This is a genomic window from Epilithonimonas tenax DSM 16811, from assembly GCF_000428485.1.
GTDB classification, from domain to species: Bacteria; Bacteroidota; Bacteroidia; order Flavobacteriales; family Weeksellaceae; genus Epilithonimonas; species Epilithonimonas tenax.
This window is the reverse complement of record NZ_AUAA01000025.1, coordinates 1-21,899: the sequence shown is the minus strand read 5'-3', so window position 1 is coordinate 21,899 and position 21,899 is coordinate 1. Positions and strand designations below refer to the sequence as shown.

Here is a 21,899-nt window from a genome sequence, read left to right as displayed (position 1 = left end):
GATATTAATGTTTTTTAATTTTGATGACGTAAAAGTAATGATTTTTCATAAATTGATCCCGATTCTTTTCTTGTTTATAAGCGTGTTTTGTTTTTCACAACAAGATACGGTGCAGGTAAACTCCTTTGATGATATTCCTAAAGACAAATTACAAAAAGATGAGTTGGGTAACGATTATTTCTATGATGATGTGCAGAAAGCCAAGATATATAAAATAAATGGTGAGCAGGTGATCGTCATGGATGAACTGGTACTAAGGGCAAATCCTCATTTTAATAATCAATTAGATAAAAATTTTTATTTCTTTCTGAACAAGAAACTTAACCGTGTCTATCCCTTATTTCTTGATGCGTTGGAGCAGTACAGGGATATCCAGAAAGAGAGTGCAACAATGAAGGGATCTGACAGAAACCGGTATATGAAAGACCGGCAGACCGAATTGGCCGCCAGCTACGAAAAACAGTTGAGGCAACTTACGACAACAGAAGGTCAGGTTTTTGCAAAGTTGATGAACCGGGCTACCGGAAAAACCGTGTATGAAATCATCAAAGAGCTGAGAGGTGGGTGGAGCGCTTTCTGGTGGAACGTGAAAGGCAATATGGCAGATGTGAGTCTGAAAACGCCATATGATCCTCACAAATACAGAGATGATCTTTTTATAGAATCTCTGTTGCAGTCCAACTGGAATCTCGGATATCTGCAACCTTACTCAGGTTCCGGAGATTATAAAGTGTCAAAATAAAATTAGTATATAAAAAATGCATTACTTTCTGGTAACGCATTTTTTATGTAGGATGGTGAATGATTACAATTCTGTGATCAGGTAATTCTGATATTTTGACTTGTCAAATGTGAAAATCGAGGCGGGAAGTGTTTGATTCTCTTTGTAGTTACTTATTGTAATTACGGCTATATCATTATTATTAGAAATCTGTTCCAATTTGATGAGTTTTTTTTGTGGTGTGTTGACATAAAGTGTAACACTTTTAAGTCCATTGGCTTTTACCGGGCTCATTTTTATAATATCAACTGGGATTCCACTTATTGTTTTCTTACCAGAATAGGTGACATTGTACTCTTTTTTGTAAGAATCCAAATAGCTTAATGGGGAGAAGGCTACTTGATTATCATTAGGTTTTGCGATCGTGATTTCTTTGTCTTCATCGCTGATGCTGTAGATCTTGTTCCCATCAAAGATCTGCTCAGTACCCATTATTTTCAGCTTATATCTGGTGTTGTCTGAGTAAAAAATACCTGTCTGCGCATGGCCTCCAGCGATGTATGAAAATTTGAAGTAAGAGTTTTTTTTACTTTTATAACTTTTTGTAATATTGTCCAAAATAGTCTTTGACTTGGTGTCTATCGTTTGTCCAAAGACCATTGTACTAACGCCTAAAATAGCAATAATCGAAAAAGATTTTTGTATAGAATTTTTCATTTATAATCTGCAATTTAATTGATGCAAAGTTATGTTTTCAATATTAATGCCAATGATTATGAATAATAAACTTTGTTAAGATCTTAAAATAAAAAAAGACCTTTTCAGACATCGGCTGAAAAGGTCTTTACATTGATGATCGTATTGATTACTCTACGATCAATTTTTCTGCGTTGGATTTGCCATTTTCAGTAATTACAACCAAATACGTTCCTTTGATCAAGCCTTTTGTAGAGACAGAGTCTGAACTGTTTTTCTTTCTTTCAAGAGCTTTGACCAATTTACCGTTCATATCAAGGATTTGCACTTTTATAGTTGTGTTCCCAACCGTTGGAGCGGCTTTGATGAAGAATTCTCCCTTGGCAGGATTTGGATAGATACCAAAGCTTTTGTTTTTAGCAATGTCTTCTGTTCCCAGGACACAAGCAGGCGGAACTGTGAAATCCTGCACCTGATCTGATATGCTGGCGGCTGTTCCTGAAGAGGCATTAAAGCCTAGTCCTCTTTTAGCGAATACGTTCCAAATCAGGCAATTATCCACGCCTCCTGTTAGTTGGTCTGCTTGCAAAATTGCATCTCTTCCCGAAATAAAATTAGGATTACAAGGTTGGAGTTTCAGGCCATCCATGACGAGTTGTAATGATTTTGCACTACCTGAAGTAGGATCGGCAGTGATATTGTAGTTATAGCCGTATTTTTCTGCCATAGCCCAATGAAGATCCCAAAGCATAGTAGCCCATATCTCTCCGACAGCATGAGGTTGTCCTCCTGTGGTATTGGTATCTGCATAGGTATGAGGATTCACGGTCATATTGGTTGTGTATCTGTATTGTCTAATTCCTCCCGCAGTTGGCGCTGTGTTGGTGGAGTAAGTACCGATTCCTCTTGCAGTAGTCGATGTATAGCTAGGTGTATTGGTCAGCATTAATGCAAAGAAGTCTGACCAGCCTTCGCCCATCTGTTCCAAATTGGTAAGGCAGCTGTAACCTTGCCCTGTTAATCTGTTAGAAATACCGTGGCCATATTCGTGAACCATGACACCATTGTCAAAACTAGAATTTTTATAGCCAACACCCATATCTTTCAGAGTTACATTGACTGTTCTGCCCGCAGCTATTTCTGATGTAATAAATGTTCCTTCATCTCTTGGTATCATCACCATAGGAATAGTGATCCCGCTTCCGCTGGCCAGAGACCAGTCTGTGACGGTGTTGGAAGAGGTTCTGTGAAGCAGAACACCTATAGCTCCTGCGGCTTGTGCGTTTTTGATTTTAACATCATTCGTACATCCTGAAATTGTAATAAAGGCAATTTTACCAGTAAGGCTTCCTGTTGGAAGAGCGGTGCAGCCATTTGCTACAGACGCTATCGCAACATCTCCTGTCGCAGGAACTTCCATCAGATACCGACCTCCTCCGGAGCTGTAAGTCCCCACAGCGGTATTTACAGCTGGTCTGGTCGCTAATGTAGGATCTGTGTAGAATAACCTTTGTTGGAATGTGACGCCGTAATCCCAAAGATACATTTGCATCCTTGGCGCTTGTATTGTGTAAGTGCCGCCACCATTAAGTATTTCGTAGCCGGAAGCAAAATTAGCATTATTGTAGCCACTGCCATCATAGCCTTCAGCACGCACGGCGTCATTACCACCGCCTCCTTTTCCAAAATTATTGGTTTGGAAGTTTCTGGATGCTTCTGTAAATCCAAATTTATACATAATATCATGAATCATATTATTAGCATAAAACAGATTGGTGACAGCAGAGCTTTTATTGTTATAAGCACTCAGTGTTGTGCCTTCTGCAAAAGGAAAATCAAAAGTTAACGTACCTGTTGTAGAACTTGCAGGGGAAAAACCATTGATGTTATTGCTTGCATTATTATCCACATAAGCGAAAACGTTATTCCCACTCGTGTTGGTAAAATTGGTTGTTCCATTAGAATGCCAGCCTTCAGGCGAAGCGGTTAGATCCCAAGGGTTTGTTACGAGGGATCTGGTGCCAAAAGTAGGAGCTTCCAAAGGGAAGGGGAATACATTGTAAGTGGCATCTGTTACAGCTTTTGCAGTACTTTTACTTGTTGTTTGCGTGTTGAAGTGCGTTAACAGATGGCTTTCGTTTTGTGCTGAGTTGTCGGAAAAATGTTCCGTATCAAATGAACATTCATTGATGAGATTGTTGTTCTCTAAGATCTCACCAGTGGTAAGACTTACAAGAGTTGCATAGAACTTATTTTCTTTACTTTGATTGATGAAATAAAGCTGAGCAGGGATCAAGTTATTGTCTTTTTGGAAATAAAAACGGACGCTGGCTACTTGATGATCAGGCAAATTGACCAGATTACCGCTTGTCTCATCCATCAGCTGGAAATCATTGTCTTTGATGTTCAAAAATTTTAAAGCAGTGGATAGCGCTTCCGACTTATCAATCTTATCTGAAACTACAGTGTTGCTAACTTTCTGAAAGTTGTTATTAAAAGACACGACTTTTCCGTCTCTTATCACCGCTTTTGCCAATGATTTATAAATAGGCGTATTCCCGTGGTATTGCTGAACATTGACGATGTTGGATCTGAGGCTTGCGGATTGGTCTTCGTTTAAGATCTTAAATTCGGCATTTGTATGGTTGCGAAAACTGACATCGTTACTGATGAAGTTTTTAATGACTTTTTCGCTGTTCTGCGCATTAAGATTGGCAAACAAGAAGAAAACGCCAATACCTGCACATTTAGATAGTTGATTTATTTTCATATTAAAATTTTATTATCAGATTTTTAAAAAAAAGGATTAACAAAAATATTGAAAATTTTCCTTTTTCATAAAGAAAACACAAACAAATTTCTAATATTTGCGGTATTAGCATTTATGAATGCTTAATTTTGTTTATTTTGTAATTAGAAAAGTTTATTACCAACATAGACCCTGTTAGGATTTTCTAATAAAGATGATATACCATCACGAAATCTCATCATATGATCGGAAACCTGATGGTTGTGAAGGTCTTCATTGGATTCCCAAGTTTCGTGGATGAAAAAGATCCCTTTGTTTCTATTGTCTTCGAAGAGGTCATATTGGATGCACCCTTTTTCTTTACGGGTTTCTATCACTAGTTTTTTTAATAATTCAACAGCATCCATCAGGGCGTTTTCTTTGATATGAATGATTGCACTTAGATAAATAGTCATAGTATGATTTTAAGAATTTTGATCATCAAATTTATAAAAAAATAAGCCCTGTAAATTTTAAAAAATAGAATTATATAATTAATAAAAAAAAATGTATTTTTGGGGAAATTCAAAAAAGAAACAATGGCAGAATACAAACTATTACTTCCAAGTATGGGCGAAGGAGTTATGGAAGCTACAATTATCAGCTGGATGTTTAATGAAGGTGACTTTGTAAAAGAGGATGATTCTGTAGTAGAAATTGCTACAGACAAAGTAGATTCCGATGTTCCGACACCAATTTCGGGAAAAATCATCAAGATATTGAAACAGAAGGATGATATTGCAAAAATTGGAGAAGCCATTGCCATTTTGGAAACGGATGCCGATGCTTCAAACGAGCAGAGCCAAGATGTTCCAGAAGCTAAATCTTATGAAGAAGTAAAAGATCAGATCCATCAACCAGAGCCAGAGGTGATCCATACTTTGGAGCAAGCTTTAGCTCCTGCTTTTGATAAAAGTTCCAGCCATAATTCAGATCTTTATTTGTCCCCTTTGGTAAGATCCGTAGTTCAGCAGGAGAATATTTCCGAATCGGAACTTAAAACCATCAAAGGAAGCGGTCTGGACGGTAGGATCACCAAAGAAGATATTCTGGTTTTTGTGAAAAACAGAGGCAACAAAGTTGAAACTGAATCCACTTCGAGTGTTCAGTTCGCAGAGGTTGTCGATACATCAGCACCTCAAACTTTACCAACGCCATCTCAGCCGATTGCTGTAAACGAAGGAGACGAGATCATCCAAATGGACCGTGTCCGTAAGATTATTGCAGAAGCGATGGTGAGAAGCAAACACACCTCACCGCACGTTACTTCTTTTATTGAATCTGACGTGACAAATGTTGTGACATGGAGAGCCAAAAACAAAGATTCTTATCAGAAAAGAGAAGGCGAGAAGTTGACTTTTATGCCGATTTTCATCCGTGCAGTTGTGAAAGCCATTCAGGATTTCCCTATGATTAATGTTTCTGTGGATGGAGATAAGATCATCAAGAAAAAGAATATCAATATCGGAATGGCAACCGCTCTACCGGACGGAAATCTGATAGTTCCCGTCATCAAAAATGCAGATCAATTAAGTTTGTCAGGATTGGCAAAAGCCATCAATGATCTGGCTTACAGAGCACGAAATAAAAAACTGACTCCAGCCGACACGCAAGGTGCCACTTACACCATTTCCAATGTGGGAACTTTCGGAAACCTGATGGGAACGCCAATTATTCCTCAGCCGCAGGTTGCGATTCTGGCAGTTGGTGCGATTGTGAAGAAACCAGCGGTTATCGAAACGGAGTTTGGAGATGTGATTGCCATCCGTCAGAAGATGTTTATGTCACATTCTTATGACCATAGAGTAGTGGACGGAAGCTTGGGCGGAATGTTCCTGAAACACGTCAACGATTACCTCGAAAATTGGGACCTCAATACAGAAATATAAAATCAAAGCCTCAGAATTTTCTGAGGCTTTTTTATGTTTTAAATTAAAATTTCTTTTTACTTGGAGATTGTCTGTTGGAAAAGAAAGATAAAATCTCAATACTTTCATTTTTTACTCGATAATACATTGAGTTATATTTCAAAAGTACAGCTTTATGAATTTTTTTATTTTCCGATTTTGGAAAAAGGTTTGGGTTTTTCGAAATCAGTTCAATCGTTAATTCAATTTTTTCTGCTAATTTTTTGATTTCCTTTTCCGGAAAATTTCCTTCAAGATATTCGATTGTTTGCTCCAATTCTTTCAAAGCATTTGGAGTCCAAAAAATATCACAAATACTTTTCATAAAGTTTTTTTGCTGAGGAATGCGGTTTGAGAAGATTATCGTCAGCTTCTGAAATTCCTTTTTCTATTGATTGTTTTTCTTTATCGGATATAGATTCCCACCAATCTTTGGTTTCTTCTTTTCGGAATTTCAATAATTTTTCAATAATCGATGTATCTTCCAAAGTTGATAACCATTGGATTAATTCAAGTTTATGATTAAGGATTTGCGTATTCATTATATTGATACTTTAACTCAAATTTAGAAATAATAATTCAAATTTGTTTGAATTTTTTTACAACTCATCCATTTCCGCACTTCCAGCTTGCCCTTCATTCATCAGATAAGCTTTCAGGAAAGGCGTGATGTTTCCGTTCATCACACTGTCTACGTCGGACGTTTCGTGTCCGGAGCGGACATCTTTAACCAATTTGTAAGGTTGCATTACATAATTCCGGATTTGAGAACCCCATTCGATTTTCATTTTTCCGGCTTCGATTTCATTTCTGGCCTTCAGCCTTTCATCAAGTTCGATTTGGTAAAGTCGGGATTTCAGGAGTTGCATTGCTTTTTCTTTATTCTGAAGCTGAGAACGCGATTCTGAGTTTTCAATGATAATGCCCGTTGGTGCGTGGCGAAGACGAACAGCAGTTTCTACCTTATTGACGTTCTGTCCACCAGCGCCGGAGCTTCGCATGGTTTCAAAACTGATGTCGGCTGGGTTGATGTTAATTTCAATTGTATCGTCCACCAAAGGATAAACATAAACGGAAACGAAACTTGTGTGACGTTTGGCATTGCTATCAAAAGGTGAAATTCTCACCAATCTGTGAACGCCATTTTCACCTTTCAAATAGCCGAAAGCAAACTCGCCGTCGATTTCTATCGTTACGGTTTTGATGCCGGCAACATCGCCTTCCTGGAAGTTGAGTTCACGAAGTTTGTAACCTTGCTTGTCTGCCCACATCGTGTACATCCGCATCAGCATACTGGCCCAGTCGCAAGATTCTGTTCCGCCGGCTCCAGCAGTGATTTGAAGAACAGCAGAAAGTTCGTCGCCTTCATTGGAAAGCATATTTTTGAATTCCAGATTTTCGACTTTTTCAACTAATTTTGGGAAAGCTTCGTCCAGTTCTTTTTCAGAATCTGGGTCTTCTTTTGCAAATTCCAACAGAACCTGAAGGTCTTCAAATTCTGTCTTGATATCGTCGTAACCTTCCACCCATTTCTTCTTGGAACGGAGTTGTTTCAGGAAAACTTCGGCTTCTTTGGAGTTGTTCCAGAATTCGGGTGCTGCGGTTTTCTCGTCGTCGTTGGAAATTTCGATTTTTTTCTTTTCGATTTGGAGGAACTTGTGCAGGTCTTCGATTCTGGATTGGATATCTTTTATTTGGTCTGTGTTTACCACGTTTGTTTTAATTTTTGCAAAAATAAGAAGAAAATGATGAATGTTGGGAATTAATGGTCATTTCAAAAATTTTAATACAAAGCACACTAGGGTTTTTCTCTCTCAATGAAAATATTTTTAAGGTTCGCAATGGCGCTTCGCTCAGCAAAGTTTCAATCGTTGGGAAAGTTTCAATTTAATGAATTTAATTTCAGGCAATAGCATTAGACTTATTCCTTTTGCATCCAATATTGAAGAATTTAAATCAACTCCTTTTTGGTTTTGAGTCCAGACTATTTTTTTCAGCCATTCTTTGAGTTCCTTTTGAATGCTGTCATTTGATAAAATATCTGCACTGTCAATTTAATTGCTTGCCTCAGAAATTGCTGTTTTTCATCTTCATTGGTACTATAAACTGATTCATCAGCCGTGAATTTCAATTGTTGCAACAATTCCTTTAGCCTGGCTTTATCATTAATACTCGTACTATGATTGATGAGGTCTAATTTTAATTCTGCAGTATTCATAACTTCAAAATTAATGACTTGAAGATAACATTGTAAAAGTTACTTGGTTTTCATTGAGGGAAATTAAAAACATCTCAGCATTACTTTTGCAAGTCTAATTTTTTATTTACATTGGCAAACAGGATTTAGAAATGAAAAATTTACAGTTAATCGGATTGTTTTTGGTTGTGGCAGGCAGTTTTCTGCCCTTAGTTCATATTCCAATTGTTGGAAACTGGAACTATTGGAAAGTGGATCACACACTCGCCATCATACTTTGGGGATTTTCTTTGTTGACGCTGGTTTTCATCTTAATTGACAGAACTAAACTCGTGAAAATAATGGTATTTTTAATGATTTTGCTTTTTGCTTTCACAATTGTTGCTATTAAGTTAAAATCTTTGGATTATTTCAGTTTTTTACCATTCAAATCGTGGCAATCTACATTCGCAGGAATCGTGAAATTATCCTGGGGATGGTTCATCGAGTTTCTGGGAGCGGTTGTTATTTTAATCGCATCGAGAAACAAAAATCAAATTAATTAAAATTCAAAAAAATTAAAAATATTATGAAAGAAGTATTCATTGTATCAGCGGTCAGAACGCCAATGGGAAGTTTTATGGGAAGTCTTTCGACAGTTCCTGCAACACAATTGGGAACTGTTGCTGTAAAAGGAGCTTTAGAAAAAATCAACCTGGACCCGACTTTGGTTGAGGAAATTTATATGGGAAATGTTTTGCAGGCTGGCGAAGGCCAGGCTCCGGCAAGACAAGTGGCTTTGGGCGCAGGTTTGTCCAATCATACGCCTTCCACAACCATCAACAAAGTTTGCGCTTCCGGAATGAAAGCTGTAACAATGGCGACTCAAGCCATAAAAGCTGGGGATGTCGATATCATCATAGCTGGCGGGATGGAAAATATGTCAATGGTTCCTCACTATATTGATGGAAGAAACGGTGTGAAATTAGGCGAAATCAAGATGCAGGACGGACTTCTGAAAGATGGTTTGACCGATGTTTACAACAAACAACATATGGGCGTTTGCGCAGAATTATGTGCCAAAGAATATAACATCACGAGAGAAGAGCAGGATGCTTTTGCAATTCAATCTTACCAAAGATCGGCCGCAGCTTGGGAAGCGGGAAAATTCTCAGAAGAAGTTGTTCCGGTTTCGATTCCTCAAAGAAAAGGAGAACCAGTTGTTTTTTCAGAAGACGAAGAATATAAAGCGGTTAAGTTTGATAAAATTCCAACTTTAGCAACAGTTTTTCAAAAAGAAAAAGGAACAGTAACTGCAGCCAACGCTTCAACATTGAATGACGGTGCTTCTGCTTTGATTTTGATGTCAAAAGAAAAAATGGAAGAATTGGGATTGACACCTTTGGCGAAAATTATTTCTTACGCGGACGCGGCTGTAGAACCCGAAAGATTCACGATGGCACCTTCCAAAGCTTTGCCAATCGCGCTTAAAAAAGCAAATTTAACAAAAGAAGATATCGATTTCTTCGAATTGAATGAAGCTTTTTCAGTCGTTGGATTAGCCAACACAAAAGTTTTAGGATTAGATGCTTCGAAAGTTAATGTCAATGGAGGCGCAGTTTCTATCGGCCATCCGCTGGGAAGTTCCGGTTCAAGAATTATTGTCACTCTAATCAATGTTCTGAAACAAAACAACGGGAAATACGGGGCAGCGGCAATCTGTAATGGTGGCGGTGGTGCAACGGCTATTGTGATTGAAAACTTACAGTAATCTTCTTATCAAAATAAAATTCAAAACCCTTTCAGGCTTCCAAGTTAGAAAGGGTTTTTCTTATTAAATTTTTGATACAAACGCATTTTTTTGTCAACTTGTAATTCCTTTTTTTACTTTTGTCTAAATAATTATTTCCAATGTCTGAAATAGAAAAAACAATTCCAGAAAACCCAATTAAGAATAATCCAAAAATAATGCGCGCCTGGGCTTTCTATGATTGGGCAAACTCGGTTTATTCGTTAGTCATCACATCCACTATTTTTCCTATATATTACAGTATTCTAACCACGGCTTATGAAAAAGATGAGTACGTGCAGGAAACCGGACAATGGATCAAAGTTCCTGTAAGACATCTGATTAAAGTTTTTGGGAAAGAATATCAGCCTGATGCGGTTTATGGTTACTCGTTAACACTGTCATTCTTAATCGTTGTTTTGCTCTCTCCAATTTTGTCATCTTTGGCAGATACGATTGGCAACAAAAAGTCTTTCCTTCAGTTTTTCTGTTATCTTGGTGCAACGTCTTGTATGGGATTGGCTATGTTTACGGGCATGGGAAGTGTTTGGCTGGGATTGCTGTTCAGCATGACGGCCAGTGTCGGATTCTGGGGGAGTTTGGTTTTCTACAACTCCTTTCTGCCTGATATTGCAACGCCTGATAAGCAGGATTCGCTTTCTGCAAAAGGGTATGTTTACGGATACATCGGTTCTGTAATTTTGGTTGTGATTTGTCTGGTTTTGATTCAGGTCTTTGCGGAAACTCCCAAGCAGGCGGCCATTTACACTAGAGTTAGTTTTCTTTTGACAGGTGCCTGGTGGTTTGGATTTTCGCAATATACATTTAAACATTTGCCACAATTTGGTCAGGTAAAAGAGCAGTTGCCAAAGGATCTTGTTTTACTTAATTACAAAAACATCTTCAAAAGCCATACAGAGCAAGGTGGTTTTTTCGAAGTGCTAAAAGATAACATCAGTTTTTATATTGATATTGTAAAACAAAGTTTCCGTGAATTGTTCAAAGTGGGCGGTCATTTGTTTAGAGACAAAAATCTGAAATATTTTCTTTCCAGTTTCTTTTTTTATAGTGTTGGGATGCAGACGATTTTCCTGATGGCCACTTTGTTTGGGAAAAGTGAAATCAATATGGCGCAGGATAAATTGATATTGACTCTTTTGTTAATTCAGATAGAAGCCATTATCGGCGCTTTGTTTTTCTCCTGGTTATCGCGAAAAATTGGAAACAAAAATGTCATCAGTATTACCGTGACAATGTGGATTGGCGCTTGTCTAGCAGCCTATTATCTGAACAAAGAAAACCCCAATGTAGAATACCAGTTTTACGGAATTGCTGCAGTGATCGGTTTGGTAATGGGTGGTTTGCAGGCCATGTCCAGATCTACTTATTCCAAATTGCTTCCGACTGATTCTATGGACAATACCACCTATTTCAGTTTTTACGATGTCTTGGAAAAGTTAGCTATTATTTTAGGAACTTTCATTTTTGCAACATTGATAGAACATTACAACAATATGCGCTATGCTGCTTTATCTATGACGATTTTCTTCGCTATTGGTTTGGTGCTGATTCGTTTTATGAAGGTTAAAAATAACACCAAATAATCTTATTTTGAGACCTTTAAGTTTTGCTTTTCTTCTAGTATTTGACATTTTAAGTTCGCAGAATCCGCTTGTTGAAGATTTGAAGATCACAGAGAAACTGACTTTGAACTCGGAGATCCTTAACGAGAAAAGAACGCTAACATCTCTCTTCCGCAGACTTATGATAAGAACAAAAGCTATCCTGTTATGTACATTTTAGACGGTTGCATGAATGAGGATTTCCTGCATTAGGTAGGACTTCAGCAGTTTTTTAATATGCAGTTCAGAATGCCAGACTTCATTATTGTCGGAGTCGAAAATGTGGACAGGAAAAGAGATTTTACGTTCCATACAGATTTGAAAGATTTGCAGGAAGATGATCCCACCACTGGACATTAAGACCATTTTATTCAATTTGTTGAAAAATAATTACAGCCATTAATCGATAAAAATGATAAAACCGAAAAGACAAAATATCTGATTGGGCAGTCCTTGGGCGGCCTTTTGGCAACGGAGATTTTATTAAAGAACCCACAAGTTTTCAGCCATTGTTTTATGAGTAGCCCAAGTCTTTGGTGGGATGATGATAGTTTTTTGAATAAAGCAAATTCGTTACTTTCTGTTCAAAAAGATGACGAAAGATTCATTTATGTTTCTGTCGGGAAAAATGAACATAAAACGATGGTAAAGGATGCGGATTCACGTTTTCAAATTCTCAAAAATTCAGGTAAAAAGAAACTGAAATTAGAATATAATCTAATGCAGGACGACAACCACGCAACGGTTTTGCACCTAAGTGTTTATGAAGGATTTTTGAAATTGTATCCATGATCAGATTAATTTGAATTATTAATAAAAATTTAAAATCACGGTTCATTTTTTGATAATAATCGAATAGTTTATTTTTTGTAAATTTGCAATATCAAAACACATTATGACAAACCCTTTATTTTACGCTAAAATTCTTTTGTTCGGCGAGTATGGTATCATTGAGGATTCTCAAGGTCTCACTTTACCGTACAGTTTTTATAAAGGAACCCTCAAATTTTCCAATCTTGACAGTGATTTTGAAAGAAAATCCAACCTTTCTCTGGAAAAGTATGCCAATTATTTGCTGGCCCTAGAATTGCCTTCCGAGTATACACTGGACGTGCAGTCTCTGAAAAAAGATATCTCAAAAGGTCTTTTCTTTGATTCCAATATTCCGCAAGGTTATGGAGTAGGAAGTTCGGGTGCTTTGGTTGCCGCGATTTTCGAAAAATACTCTTTCACAAAAAGAGAACCTGATACGATTTCCAAAAATGAACTGAAGGATTTGAAAATGATTTTCGGTCAGTTAGAAAGTTATTTCCACGGAAAAAGTTCAGGAATCGATCCATTGATTTGCTTTATGAATCTTCCGATTCTGATTGAAAGCAAAGACAGCGTTGACAAAGTTTCCATTCCCGCAGAAGAATTGGGCAAGGGCGCCATTTTTCTGATAGATTCTGGAACGATTGGCGAAACCGGACCAATGATTCAAATCTTCTTTGAAAAGTTGAAAAACGAAGGTTTCCGAAAAACTTTGAAAGAAGAATTCATCCGTTACAACAACGCGTGTATTGATGCGTTCCTTAGAAAAGATATGAATCCGTTTTTCAAAAATTTGAAGAAATTATCCGTTTGGGCTTACGAACATTTCCGTCCGATGATTCCGGAAAATCTTTTTAATATCTGGAAAAAAGGAATAGATTCCAACGCTTACTACCTCAAACTTTGTGGGAGTGGAGGTGGAGGTTACATTCTTGGCTTCTCCAAAGATTATGAAAAGGCAGAGAAAATGCTGGAAGGTTTTCATAAAGAAGTGATTTACAGATTCTAAAATCGAAATATAAAAATAAAAGAACCCTTCTAGAGTGACTAATTCTGGAAGGGTTTTTAAAATAGACAAAAAATGACCAACGAAACAAAACCTAGCTCCCGAAATGCCATCTATCGTGTTTCTCAGTTGATGGGTTTTCTTTTGGGCGCTCGCTTTTTCGTGGCAATTTTGCTCACATTTGCACTGTACGTTTCAACTTTTTTCCTGTTTAATCGCGAGGAAAGTTTCAGGAATTTTGTGTTTGATTATAAAGTTCATTTTATCATCATTTGTTCTGTTCTTAGTATTTTGGCTGGTGGAATTATCAATCGGTTTTACGATAAGGAAAAAGACCAATTGGTCAAACCTTTCCGTTCCAGATTACAGAATTTCCTCAAAGAAAAATATTTTCTCACCGCTTATGTTATTCTCAACGCATTATCGCTTGGGTTGGCGTTTTTTGTGTCGCACAGGGTTTTTGTTTTCTTTTTGATCTATCAGTTTTTGATGTGGTTTTACAGCCACAAACTCAGCAAAATCATCGTCATCAACAACATCACTTTTGTAGCATTGACGCTTTATCCCTTCTTCGGAATGCTGATTTATTACCAAACATTTTCCCTCAAGATTTTGTTCCTGGCAATCTTTCTTTTTCTAATGCTTTTCATCATTGATTTGATAAAAGATACATTGACGAGAAATGCCGATAAAATGTTTGGTTATCAGACTTTTGCCAATAGTTTTGGATTTCAGAATACCAGATCTGTACTTTTGATTTTATTATTTGTGACAATGTCTGTTTCTGTAATTTTAAGTGTTGGAATTGGTTTCAAAAATATCATTGCTTGGTACTTTCTCCTGACGGTCATCGTGATTTTAGGAACCATTTATATGTTGTTTAGAAATCAAAAAAACGACAAATTCAAAGCGCTTAATCTTCTCAGGTTGTGGATTTTTTTCGGAATATTAGCAATGCTTCTTGATGGGATTTATCACAAATATCCTTGGTTAATTTAATTTTTTTTTTTAAACAAATGTCAGTGATTATTAGAGAAATTGAAGTGGAAGACAACGAGATACTTGCAAAGATTATCAGACAATCTTTTCATGATTTTCATGTCAAAAACACGGCCGGAACAGTTTATTCCGACCCAACTACAGATGATTTGTATTCATTGTTTCAAACCGAGAAATCTGCTTTGTTTGTGGCAGAAGAAGATGGTTTTATTTTAGGTTGTTGCGGACTTTTTCCAACAAATAACTTGCCGGACGACACAACAGAACTCTCCAAATTTTATCTCTCAAAAAAAGCAAGAGGTAAAGGAATTGGAAAATTATTACTCGAAAAATGTATTGAGAAAGCTAAAAATTTAGGATATAAAAATGTTTATCTCGAAAGTATTCCAGAGTTCAGCAAAGCAGTGTCTATTTATGAAAAACAAGGATTTCAATACTTGGAAAAACCTTTGGGCAACTCAGGGCATTGTGGTTGTAATCTTTGGATGATTAAAAATCTTGGTTAATATTTGAGAATAGAAAAACGGCTTGTTGAACAGAAATAAAAAAGTCCAATAACCTTCTGGAATTGGACTTTTTAAAGAATTGACTTTAGGTTTTACTTACCCGAAAACATCATTCAGGACCTTCGCCAAACGCAATCCGCCGTACAACAATTGTCTTTCTACAGTAGATTCAAAACGGTAATTGTAATCGTAACTCAATTTGGAATCTTTCGGTGTGTGATAGTAAATCGAGTTCGCAATTTTCTGACTGTCATACAACCAATCTTCCAAAGTTCCACCTTGGATCGTTTTCACTTCATCTTTCGATTTGATGTCCAAAAGATTGGCAAATTCTGTGTAGCTGTATTTTCTATCTTCCACCATTTTAGTATCCCAAAGTGAATGGAGATTTGTCTGTTGTCCGAAATAGTTTACAGTGATTTTATTGCCACCCAAATCTTCAAAACGGCCAACGTGAAGCGGTTGATGAAGGTCGCCCATCAAATGGACAAGAAAAATAAGCGCATTTTTCTTATCACTTTCCGATGTGTTTTTGTCTTTTATTTTCTTTGCCAGATTTTCGATTTGCGTGTAAAGATTTGGACTTTTCTGAGCTTCCAAAGAATCTTTGAATTGCTGATAATTCTTTTGAGCATTGATGTTCACATAATGCCAGGAAGACGTTTCTTTCCATACACCAGTGGTATCAGATTTGATGAAATCCGGCCAGTTGGCGTAGTAAGCCAGTTTCTCGTTTCCCAAAAGTTTTTTGATGTTTCTTTCAGCTTTGGAACTCAAATGATGTTGAGCGATTTCTGCAATCACGCGGTGACCAGTCAATCCCCAAGCGAAACAGTAGAACGATGAGAATATGAAAACAGCCAAGGTGAATTTTGATAAAATACGTTTCATTTTTTTTTAATTTAAAATTTATTTCAAGCGACAAAGATAGGTTTATCAAAAATTTATTGAAGGTCAAAACTCTGTTAAATATTATTAAACTTGAATTGAGGTAAAGTGCAATCGTCAATTAAATTCCGTAAATTTGCGTTTTCCCAGAATTGGACTTTTCAATGAAATCGCTGTCATTAAAAAGTGAAAAACACAATGAAGATTAGCGATTCTATTTGACCTTTAAAAAAAGAAATGAATATCTATAAATGAAAGATAATCAGGAGTTTATCGAAATATACGGCGCCAGAGAACACAACCTCAAGAACATCACCGTCAAAATCCCACGCAACGAATTGGTGGTCATCACAGGACTTTCCGGAAGTGGAAAATCTTCCCTTGCATTTGATACGATTTTTGCAGAAGGGCAAAGGCGTTACATCGAGACGTTTTCTGCGTATGCAAGGCAGTTTCTTGGCGGATTGGAACGTCCCGATGTAGACAAGATCGAAGGCTTGTCACCCGTTATCGCCATCGAACAGAAAACGACCAACAAAAATCCACGTTCAACCGTTGGAACAATTACCGAGCTTTATGATTATCTGAGACTTTTGTTCGCAAGGGTTTCTGATGCTTATTCGATGAGTTCCGGAAAACGTTTGGTGAGTTATACGGAAGATCAGATCCTGGATACCATTAAGGAAAACTTCAAAGGGAAAAAAGTCTATCTGATGGCGCCGGTGGTGCGCTCCAGAAAAGGACATTACCACGAGCTGTTCATTCATCTTTCCAAAAAAGGCTATTCCCAAGCAAGAATCGATGGTGTTCTCCAGGATATCGAATATGATTTGAAACTCGACCGTTACAAAACCCACGATGTGGAAGTGGTGGTGGACAGATGGATTATCGGAGAAGCTGCGACTGAACTCAGAATGCAAAAATCTCTGAAAACCGCTTCTGATATGGGTGAAGGATTGATTGGAATTCAGGAAATGGGAAGTGATGAGATTCATTTTTTCTCTAAGAATCTGATGGACGATATCACGGGTGATTCTATGGCTTTACCGGAACCGAATACATTCTCATTCAACTCGCCGAAAGGAAGTTGCGAAACATGCAAAGGGCTTGGAACCATCAAAAAAGTGAACACCGACTATTTTGTCGAAAATGATAAATTATCCATCAATCAAGGCGCGTTGTTGCCTCTAGAACAGATCAAATCCAACAAATGGATTCTTTCTCAGATCAAATTGATCCTGGAAGTTTTCGATTTAAGTTTGATGACGCCCTTCAAAGATATTCCTGATGAGGCTTTGGAATATATCTATTACGGTCATAATAAGGATGTTACGAAAGAACTGAAACACGCCGGAATTTCAAAAAAAATCAAGATTAATTTTGAAGGTCTGGTTCATATCCTGGAAGAAATTGTGGACGAACGTGAAAATTATGACGCCGTTTTGGTGGAAAGACATTTTACAACGGAGGAAACTTGCCCAACTTGTAAAGGTGCGCGTCTGCGTCAGGAAAGTTTGAGTTTCAAGATTGATGGGAAGAATATTGCAGAAATCAACGGCCTGTCTTTATTAGATTTAAAAGAATGGCTGGCTGATGTGAAAAATACATTCAGTGACAAAAATAAAATTATCGCTTACGAAATCCTGAGAGAGATCGAAACCAGATTGCAATTCCTTTTGGACGTTGGTTTGGATTATCTGAGTTTGAGCAGAAGCTCGAAAACCCTTTCCGGTGGAGAATCTCAAAGAATCCGTTTGGCGACTCAAATTGGTTCTCAACTTGTGAATGTCCTCTATATTTTGGACGAACCTTCGATTGGTCTTCATCAAAGAGATAACGAGAGACTGATCAATTCTTTGAAACATCTTCGTGATATCGGGAACTCTGTGTTGGTAGTAGAGCACGATAAAGATATGATTTTGGAAGCCGATCACGTTTTGGACATTGGTCCCAGAGCAGGGAAATTCGGTGGTGAAATCCTTTGGCAAGGTCATCCAAAAGACATCAAAAAAGCCAACACCATCACGGCGGATTATCTCACAGGAAAAAGAAAAATCGAGATTCCTGCAGAACGACGAGCCGGAAACGGAAAGTCAATTGTCTTGAAAGGTGCAACGGGAAACAACCTTAAAAATGTCAACCTAGAAATTCCGTTGGGAAAATTGGTGGTCGTTTCAGGGATTTCCGGAAGTGGAAAATCGTCTTTGATTAATGGGACTTTATACCCAATTCTGAACCGTCATTTTTACAGAGCGATTCAGGAACCTTTGCCTTACAAAAGCATTGAAGGTATTGATAATATCGACAAAATCGTAGATGTTGACCAAAGTCCGATTGGTAGAACGCCACGTTCCAATCCGGCAACTTACACCGGAATGTTCACGGATATTCGTAATCTTTTTGCCGAATTGCCGGAGAGTAAAATCCGTGGTTACAAAGCCGGAAGATTCTCTTTCAATGTCAAAGGCGGACGTTGCGAAACTTGCCAAGGAGGTGGTTTGAAAGTCATTGAAATGAACTTCTTACCCGATGTTTACGTGCATTGCGAAACCTGCCACGGCAAACGATTCAACCGTGAAACTCTGGAAGTTCGTTACAAAGGAAAATCGATTTCGGATGTTTTGGAAATGACCATCAATGAAGCGGTAGAATTTTTCCAGCCCATACCAAAGATCTTTATCCGTGTGAAAACTTTACAGGACGTTGGTTTGGGATACATCACAATCGGACAACAATCCACCACTTTGAGTGGCGGAGAAGCCCAGCGTGTCAAACTGGCAACGGAACTTTCCAAAAGACAAACAGGAAACACACTTTATATCTTGGATGAACCAACAACAGGCCTTCATTTTGAAGACGTCAAAGTCCTGATGGAAGCGATCAATCAGTTGGTAGAATTAGGAAATTCTTTCATCATCATCGAGCATAATATGGACGTCATCAAGTTAGCAGACCACATTATCGATGTTGGACCAGAGGGTGGAAAACACGGTGGACAGATCATTGCTGAAGGAACACCTGAGCAGATTATCAAATCTAAGAAAAGTTTGACGGCGAAGTTTTTGAAGAAGGAAATGTAAATTAAATAGAAGTTAGAGCTTAGATTTTAGAACTTGGACTTTAATAATAAAGAAAAAATGTCATTCCGATTGGAGTGGCATTTTTGTTTGATCTAAAAAAAAGTGGTGATCACCATCAACTTAAAAAATGAATTCTGATATATGGTATCAATTTTGTCAATCATGAAAAAACAGTTATGAAATCACTTAAGATCTATCTATCACTTTTAATTTTTGCAGTAGGAACGACGTCGTGTGTGGCTCCGCCAAGACCAGCACATCCAAGAGGCTCCAAACCTATGCCACCGGGACAAGCTAAGAAAATCTATGGAACCAAATCAGCGAAACCATTTGCGCCAGGACAGAACAAGTAATTCTTTACAATAACCAATTTTAGAATTCCAAGACGTTTCTGCATCTTGGGATTTTTGTTTTCAGTTCAATATTAATTTTTCACCATCAATGTTAATTTAATATGAACCAAACATTAAAAAGTTGTAACTTTGTTTTTTTAATTAGATAATTGTTAGCTCGTTCTGAGCACGGCGATAGATAATAGATAAATGTTTAAATTGTTAGTAAGAAGCCATACACATCTTTGCGTATGGCTTTTTTTGTGGCAGGATTTTTCTGACCTAAGGATTTTTTGGGCGCCTATATCCGTCTTCCACTCCCGCTTTTTTCTTTTTCGTTGCCTTCGGCTACGCTCAGGTAACGAAAAAGAAAAAGAGCTCCGTTCAAGCCGGGGCGCGCTTCGCAAAGTACCAACATTTGTTATTTATTTTTCGCCCCCAAATCAAATCGATTTTTCCAAATTATCCCAACTCCATTTCAGAGAATTTAAGGTCAATTGCAATCTCTTTCATCTTTTCTCTATTTTCTTTCTGCTACTCAAGCGGATTTTTTTATATTTATGAACTTAGAAACTGAAAGACAAAAACTCAATTTTATGATTGATAAAAGAGTGAAAAACGCCCAAGAAGCGGTAAAAGATATCCAAAACGGAATGACCATAATGCTCGGCGGATTCGGACTTTGCGGCATTCCTGAGAATTGCATCACAGAGTTGGTCAACAAAAACGTGACAGATTTAACTTGCATTTCCAACAATGCCGGCGTGGATGACTTCGGATTGGGATTATTATTACAGAAAAAACAAATCAAAAAAATGATTTCGTCCTACGTGGGCGAAAACGCAGAATTCGAGCGACAAATGCTTTCCGGAGAATTGGAGGTAGAACTCACGCCACAAGGAACACTTGCCGAAAAATGCAGAGCCGCACAAGCCGGGATTCCTGCATTTTACACACCAGCAGGATTCGGGACAGAAGTGGCGGAAGGCAAAGAAGTCAAAGATTTCGATGGGAAACCACACATTTTGGAACACGCCTACAAAGCAGAATTCTCCATCGTAAAAGCCTGGAAAGGCGACCACGCAGGAAACTTGATTTTCAAAGGTTCAGCCCGTAATTTTAATTTCCCAATGGCAGGCGCTGGAAAAATCACAATTGCAGAAGTCGAAGAGTTGGTAGAACCGGGACAATTGGACCCGAACGAAATCCACATTCCCGGAATTATGGTTCAGAGGATTTTCCAAGGCGAGAATTATGAGAAAAGGATAGAGCAGAGGACTGTGAGGAAAAAAGCTTAAAAATTAAAACCGTTTCATTTAAAAATGAGACGGTTTTCTATTTATCGTTGTAATGTCCTAAAGATTGGATGAGCGTTACAGACACCTCTTCCTCAAAAATTTCATATACAAATCGGTCTTTTTTATTTACTTCTCTGCTCCAGACTTCGCCATCGTGATATTTTAGTTGTTCTGGCGAGCCTGTTCCAGTTCGTGGATGTTCTTCCAATTCGATGAGAAAAGTTTGTACCTTTTCCATATCCAATTTTCTGCCAGACTTTTTTATGGCTTTCAAATCCTTCAAAGCTCTTTTTGAAAGTTGAACTATATATTTTCCCATATATTTTTTGGGTCAATGGTCAATAGTTTTCCTTCTTTTTTTTCTTTTCGAGCTTCGTTGATTTTCTTTTCGAGTTCAGTATTTATGGGTTCACTTTCATCTTTTTCATATCTGAATTGGATTTTCATTTCTTCCAACAACAATTTCAACAATTGTAATTGCTTTTCATTTTTAGGCGTGATTAAAATGTTATCCATAATCGTATTTTTCACAAAGTTATCGATTTTTCAAATCCTTAAATTTAAAATTACAAAATTTTCTTTAAATACGCCTGTAATCTAAATATTGTTATATTAAGATAACGAGACGAACGAAATCCATATTCCAGGAATTACGGTTCAAAGGATTTTCAAAGACGAGAATTATGAGAAGAGGATAGAGCAGAGGACTGTGAGGAAAAATATTTAGTCTCGAATTTTGTCAATTATTATTTGATTTGTAGGTTTTTATTGATTTTTATCATACAATTTTATTGGCAAAAACAATTTTGGATGATGTTTTATTTTCTTGTTTTTTTTGTCATATAAATATCTTAGAAAATTAATAAAAGTCACTCTTTGTTCATAATTATAATTGTGGTTATGAAAAGTCAAAATATTACAAGAATTATTTTTTTTATTTGATAAATTCTTTTTTTCGATACCTAGAAAAATTGTGTTATTTTCAATTTCAAATTTTTTTGTAATATTTAATAAGTTATCTTTAGAGCCTGTTTAAAAATTAAATTAGAAAAATTTGTAAGGAGTGGATCTGTAAAAAAATAATTTAAAAAATTGATTGTCAGTTGTTTATGTAGATTATTTTTCGTAACTTGTTGGTAACTAATCAATTAAGCTACGGTGAAAAATTACTCTACAAACATTTCTGACAATCAATGGCAATTTATAAAAAAGACTTTAAACTTCAATAACAGAAAACGAAAATATGATTTAAGAACCATTTGGGATGCCATTATGTAT

Annotated in this window: 23 protein-coding genes and 1 pseudogene; 15 read left to right on the top strand and 9 right to left on the bottom strand. The window is 37.1% G+C overall.

The window, feature by feature from the left end; translation table 11 throughout:
- Positions 1-37: 37 nt before the first annotated feature.
- Complete coding sequence (locus F564_RS0112070; RefSeq protein ID WP_028122877.1) at positions 38-742, top strand: DUF4294 domain-containing protein; 705 nt, start codon at positions 38-40, stop codon at positions 740-742.
- 63 nt (positions 743-805) lie between these two features.
- Here the strand turns inward: F564_RS0112070 and F564_RS0112065 are convergent, their stop codons facing one another.
- The 3 genes from F564_RS0112065 to F564_RS0112055 form a co-directional block, all read right to left on the bottom strand.
- A complete protein-coding gene (locus F564_RS0112065; protein WP_028122876.1) occupies positions 806-1,438 on the bottom strand; it encodes a LolA family protein in 633 nt (210 codons plus the stop codon).
- Between the two features lie 148 nt (positions 1,439-1,586).
- Complete coding sequence (locus tag F564_RS19220; protein ID WP_051259659.1) at positions 1,587-4,187, bottom strand: M36 family metallopeptidase; 2,601 nt, start codon at positions 4,185-4,187, stop codon at positions 1,587-1,589.
- Positions 4,188-4,330: 143 nt separating this feature from the next.
- On the bottom strand, positions 4,331-4,621 hold the full coding sequence (locus F564_RS0112055) for a putative quinol monooxygenase (protein WP_028122875.1): 291 nt from the start codon (positions 4,619-4,621) through the stop codon (positions 4,331-4,333).
- Between the two features lie 123 nt (positions 4,622-4,744).
- Here F564_RS0112055 and F564_RS0112050 point away from each other — a divergent pair, with 123 nt between their 5' ends.
- Positions 4,745-6,094, top strand: coding sequence for a dihydrolipoamide acetyltransferase family protein (locus F564_RS0112050; RefSeq protein WP_028122874.1), 1,350 nt, complete (start codon positions 4,745-4,747; stop codon positions 6,092-6,094).
- Positions 6,095-6,137: 43 nt separating this feature from the next.
- Here the strand turns inward: F564_RS0112050 and F564_RS0112045 are convergent, their stop codons facing one another.
- Genes F564_RS0112045 through prfB form a run of 3 tightly spaced genes read right to left on the bottom strand, consistent with a single transcriptional unit; the run spans position 6,138 to position 7,824 of the window.
- Positions 6,138-6,437 carry a type II toxin-antitoxin system RelE/ParE family toxin gene (locus tag F564_RS0112045; protein WP_028122873.1) on the bottom strand — a complete coding sequence of 100 codons (300 nt, stop codon included), beginning with the start codon at positions 6,435-6,437 and terminating at the stop codon, positions 6,138-6,140.
- Entirely contained in the window at positions 6,421-6,654 is a 234-nt protein-coding gene (locus F564_RS0112040; RefSeq protein WP_028122872.1) for a hypothetical protein, read from the bottom strand. The genes F564_RS0112045 and F564_RS0112040 overlap by 17 nt, the downstream gene beginning before the upstream one ends.
- A gap of 57 nt (positions 6,655-6,711) precedes the next feature.
- Positions 6,712-7,824 carry a peptide chain release factor 2 gene (prfB, locus tag F564_RS0112035; protein ID WP_028122871.1) on the bottom strand — a complete coding sequence of 371 codons (1,113 nt, stop codon included), beginning with the start codon at positions 7,822-7,824 and terminating at the stop codon, positions 6,712-6,714.
- Positions 7,825-8,461: 637 nt separating this feature from the next.
- On the opposite strand from prfB, the gene F564_RS0112025 reads away from it, so the two are divergent.
- The 9 genes from F564_RS0112025 (at position 8,462) to F564_RS0111990 (ending at position 15,023) form a co-directional block, all read left to right on the top strand.
- Positions 8,462-8,854: a hypothetical protein gene (locus F564_RS0112025; RefSeq protein WP_028122869.1), complete on the top strand. Its 393-nt coding sequence runs from the start codon at positions 8,462-8,464 to the stop codon at positions 8,852-8,854.
- Positions 8,855-8,877: 23 nt separating this feature from the next.
- Positions 8,878-10,059: a thiolase family protein gene (locus F564_RS0112020; RefSeq protein ID WP_028122868.1), complete on the top strand. Its 1,182-nt coding sequence runs from the start codon at positions 8,878-8,880 to the stop codon at positions 10,057-10,059.
- A gap of 140 nt (positions 10,060-10,199) precedes the next feature.
- Positions 10,200-11,681, top strand: a complete 1,482-nt coding sequence (locus tag F564_RS0112015; protein WP_028122867.1) for an MFS transporter — start codon at positions 10,200-10,202, stop codon at positions 11,679-11,681.
- A 141-nt stretch (positions 11,682-11,822) separates the two neighbouring features.
- Positions 11,823-11,912, top strand: coding sequence for a hypothetical protein (locus F564_RS21220; RefSeq protein WP_394330634.1), 90 nt, complete (start codon positions 11,823-11,825; stop codon positions 11,910-11,912).
- 24 nt (positions 11,913-11,936) lie between these two features.
- Positions 11,937-12,059, top strand: coding sequence for a hypothetical protein (locus F564_RS21110; RefSeq protein WP_262493700.1), 123 nt, complete (start codon positions 11,937-11,939; stop codon positions 12,057-12,059).
- A 42-nt stretch (positions 12,060-12,101) separates the two neighbouring features.
- The gene (locus F564_RS20995; RefSeq protein ID WP_228373900.1) at positions 12,102-12,491 is read left to right on the top strand and encodes an alpha/beta hydrolase; all 390 of its coding nucleotides are present in this window, start codon (positions 12,102-12,104) and stop codon (positions 12,489-12,491) included.
- 103 nt (positions 12,492-12,594) lie between these two features.
- On the top strand, positions 12,595-13,521 hold the full coding sequence (locus F564_RS0112000; protein ID WP_028122865.1) for a mevalonate kinase family protein: 927 nt from the start codon (positions 12,595-12,597) through the stop codon (positions 13,519-13,521).
- Positions 13,522-13,593: 72 nt separating this feature from the next.
- A complete protein-coding gene (locus F564_RS0111995) occupies positions 13,594-14,517 on the top strand; it encodes a UbiA family prenyltransferase (RefSeq protein ID WP_051259658.1) in 924 nt (307 codons plus the stop codon).
- Positions 14,518-14,534: 17 nt separating this feature from the next.
- Positions 14,535-15,023 (top strand): GNAT family N-acetyltransferase, encoded by a 489-nt coding sequence (locus tag F564_RS0111990; protein WP_028122863.1) that lies wholly within the window; start codon positions 14,535-14,537, stop codon positions 15,021-15,023.
- Between the two features lie 96 nt (positions 15,024-15,119).
- On the opposite strand, the gene F564_RS0111985 is transcribed toward F564_RS0111990, so the two are convergent.
- Positions 15,120-15,914 (bottom strand): S1/P1 nuclease, encoded by a 795-nt coding sequence (locus F564_RS0111985; RefSeq protein WP_028122862.1) that lies wholly within the window; start codon positions 15,912-15,914, stop codon positions 15,120-15,122.
- Positions 15,915-16,162: 248 nt separating this feature from the next.
- On the opposite strand from F564_RS0111985, the gene uvrA reads away from it, so the two are divergent.
- The 3 genes from uvrA to F564_RS0111965 all read left to right on the top strand — a co-directional run bounded on the left by uvrA (position 16,163) and on the right by F564_RS0111965 (position 20,621).
- Entirely contained in the window at positions 16,163-18,991 is a 2,829-nt protein-coding gene (gene uvrA, locus F564_RS0111980) for an excinuclease ABC subunit UvrA (protein WP_028122861.1), read from the top strand.
- A 176-nt stretch (positions 18,992-19,167) separates the two neighbouring features.
- Positions 19,168-19,344 carry a quinol oxidase subunit 4 gene (locus F564_RS20640; RefSeq protein WP_154656863.1) on the top strand — a complete coding sequence of 59 codons (177 nt, stop codon included), beginning with the start codon at positions 19,168-19,170 and terminating at the stop codon, positions 19,342-19,344.
- Between the two features lie 575 nt (positions 19,345-19,919).
- A complete protein-coding gene (locus tag F564_RS0111965) occupies positions 19,920-20,621 on the top strand; it encodes a CoA transferase subunit A (RefSeq protein ID WP_028122860.1) in 702 nt (233 codons plus the stop codon).
- 37 nt (positions 20,622-20,658) lie between these two features.
- Here F564_RS0111965 and F564_RS0111960 read toward each other — a convergent pair whose 3' ends face one another.
- Both F564_RS0111960 and F564_RS0111955 read right to left on the bottom strand, forming a co-directional pair.
- Complete coding sequence (locus F564_RS0111960; RefSeq protein ID WP_028122859.1) at positions 20,659-20,940, bottom strand: Txe/YoeB family addiction module toxin; 282 nt, start codon at positions 20,938-20,940, stop codon at positions 20,659-20,661.
- Complete coding sequence (locus tag F564_RS0111955) at positions 20,925-21,137, bottom strand: DUF2683 family protein (RefSeq protein ID WP_028122858.1); 213 nt, start codon at positions 21,135-21,137, stop codon at positions 20,925-20,927. The genes F564_RS0111960 and F564_RS0111955 overlap by 16 nt, the downstream gene beginning before the upstream one ends.
- Positions 21,138-21,243: 106 nt before the next feature.
- Between F564_RS0111955 and F564_RS21260 the strand changes: the two are divergent.
- Positions 21,244-21,348: pseudogene (locus tag F564_RS21260) on the top strand (succinyl-CoA--3-ketoacid-CoA transferase); the annotation flags it as partial.
- Between the last annotated feature and the right edge of the window lie 551 nt (positions 21,349-21,899).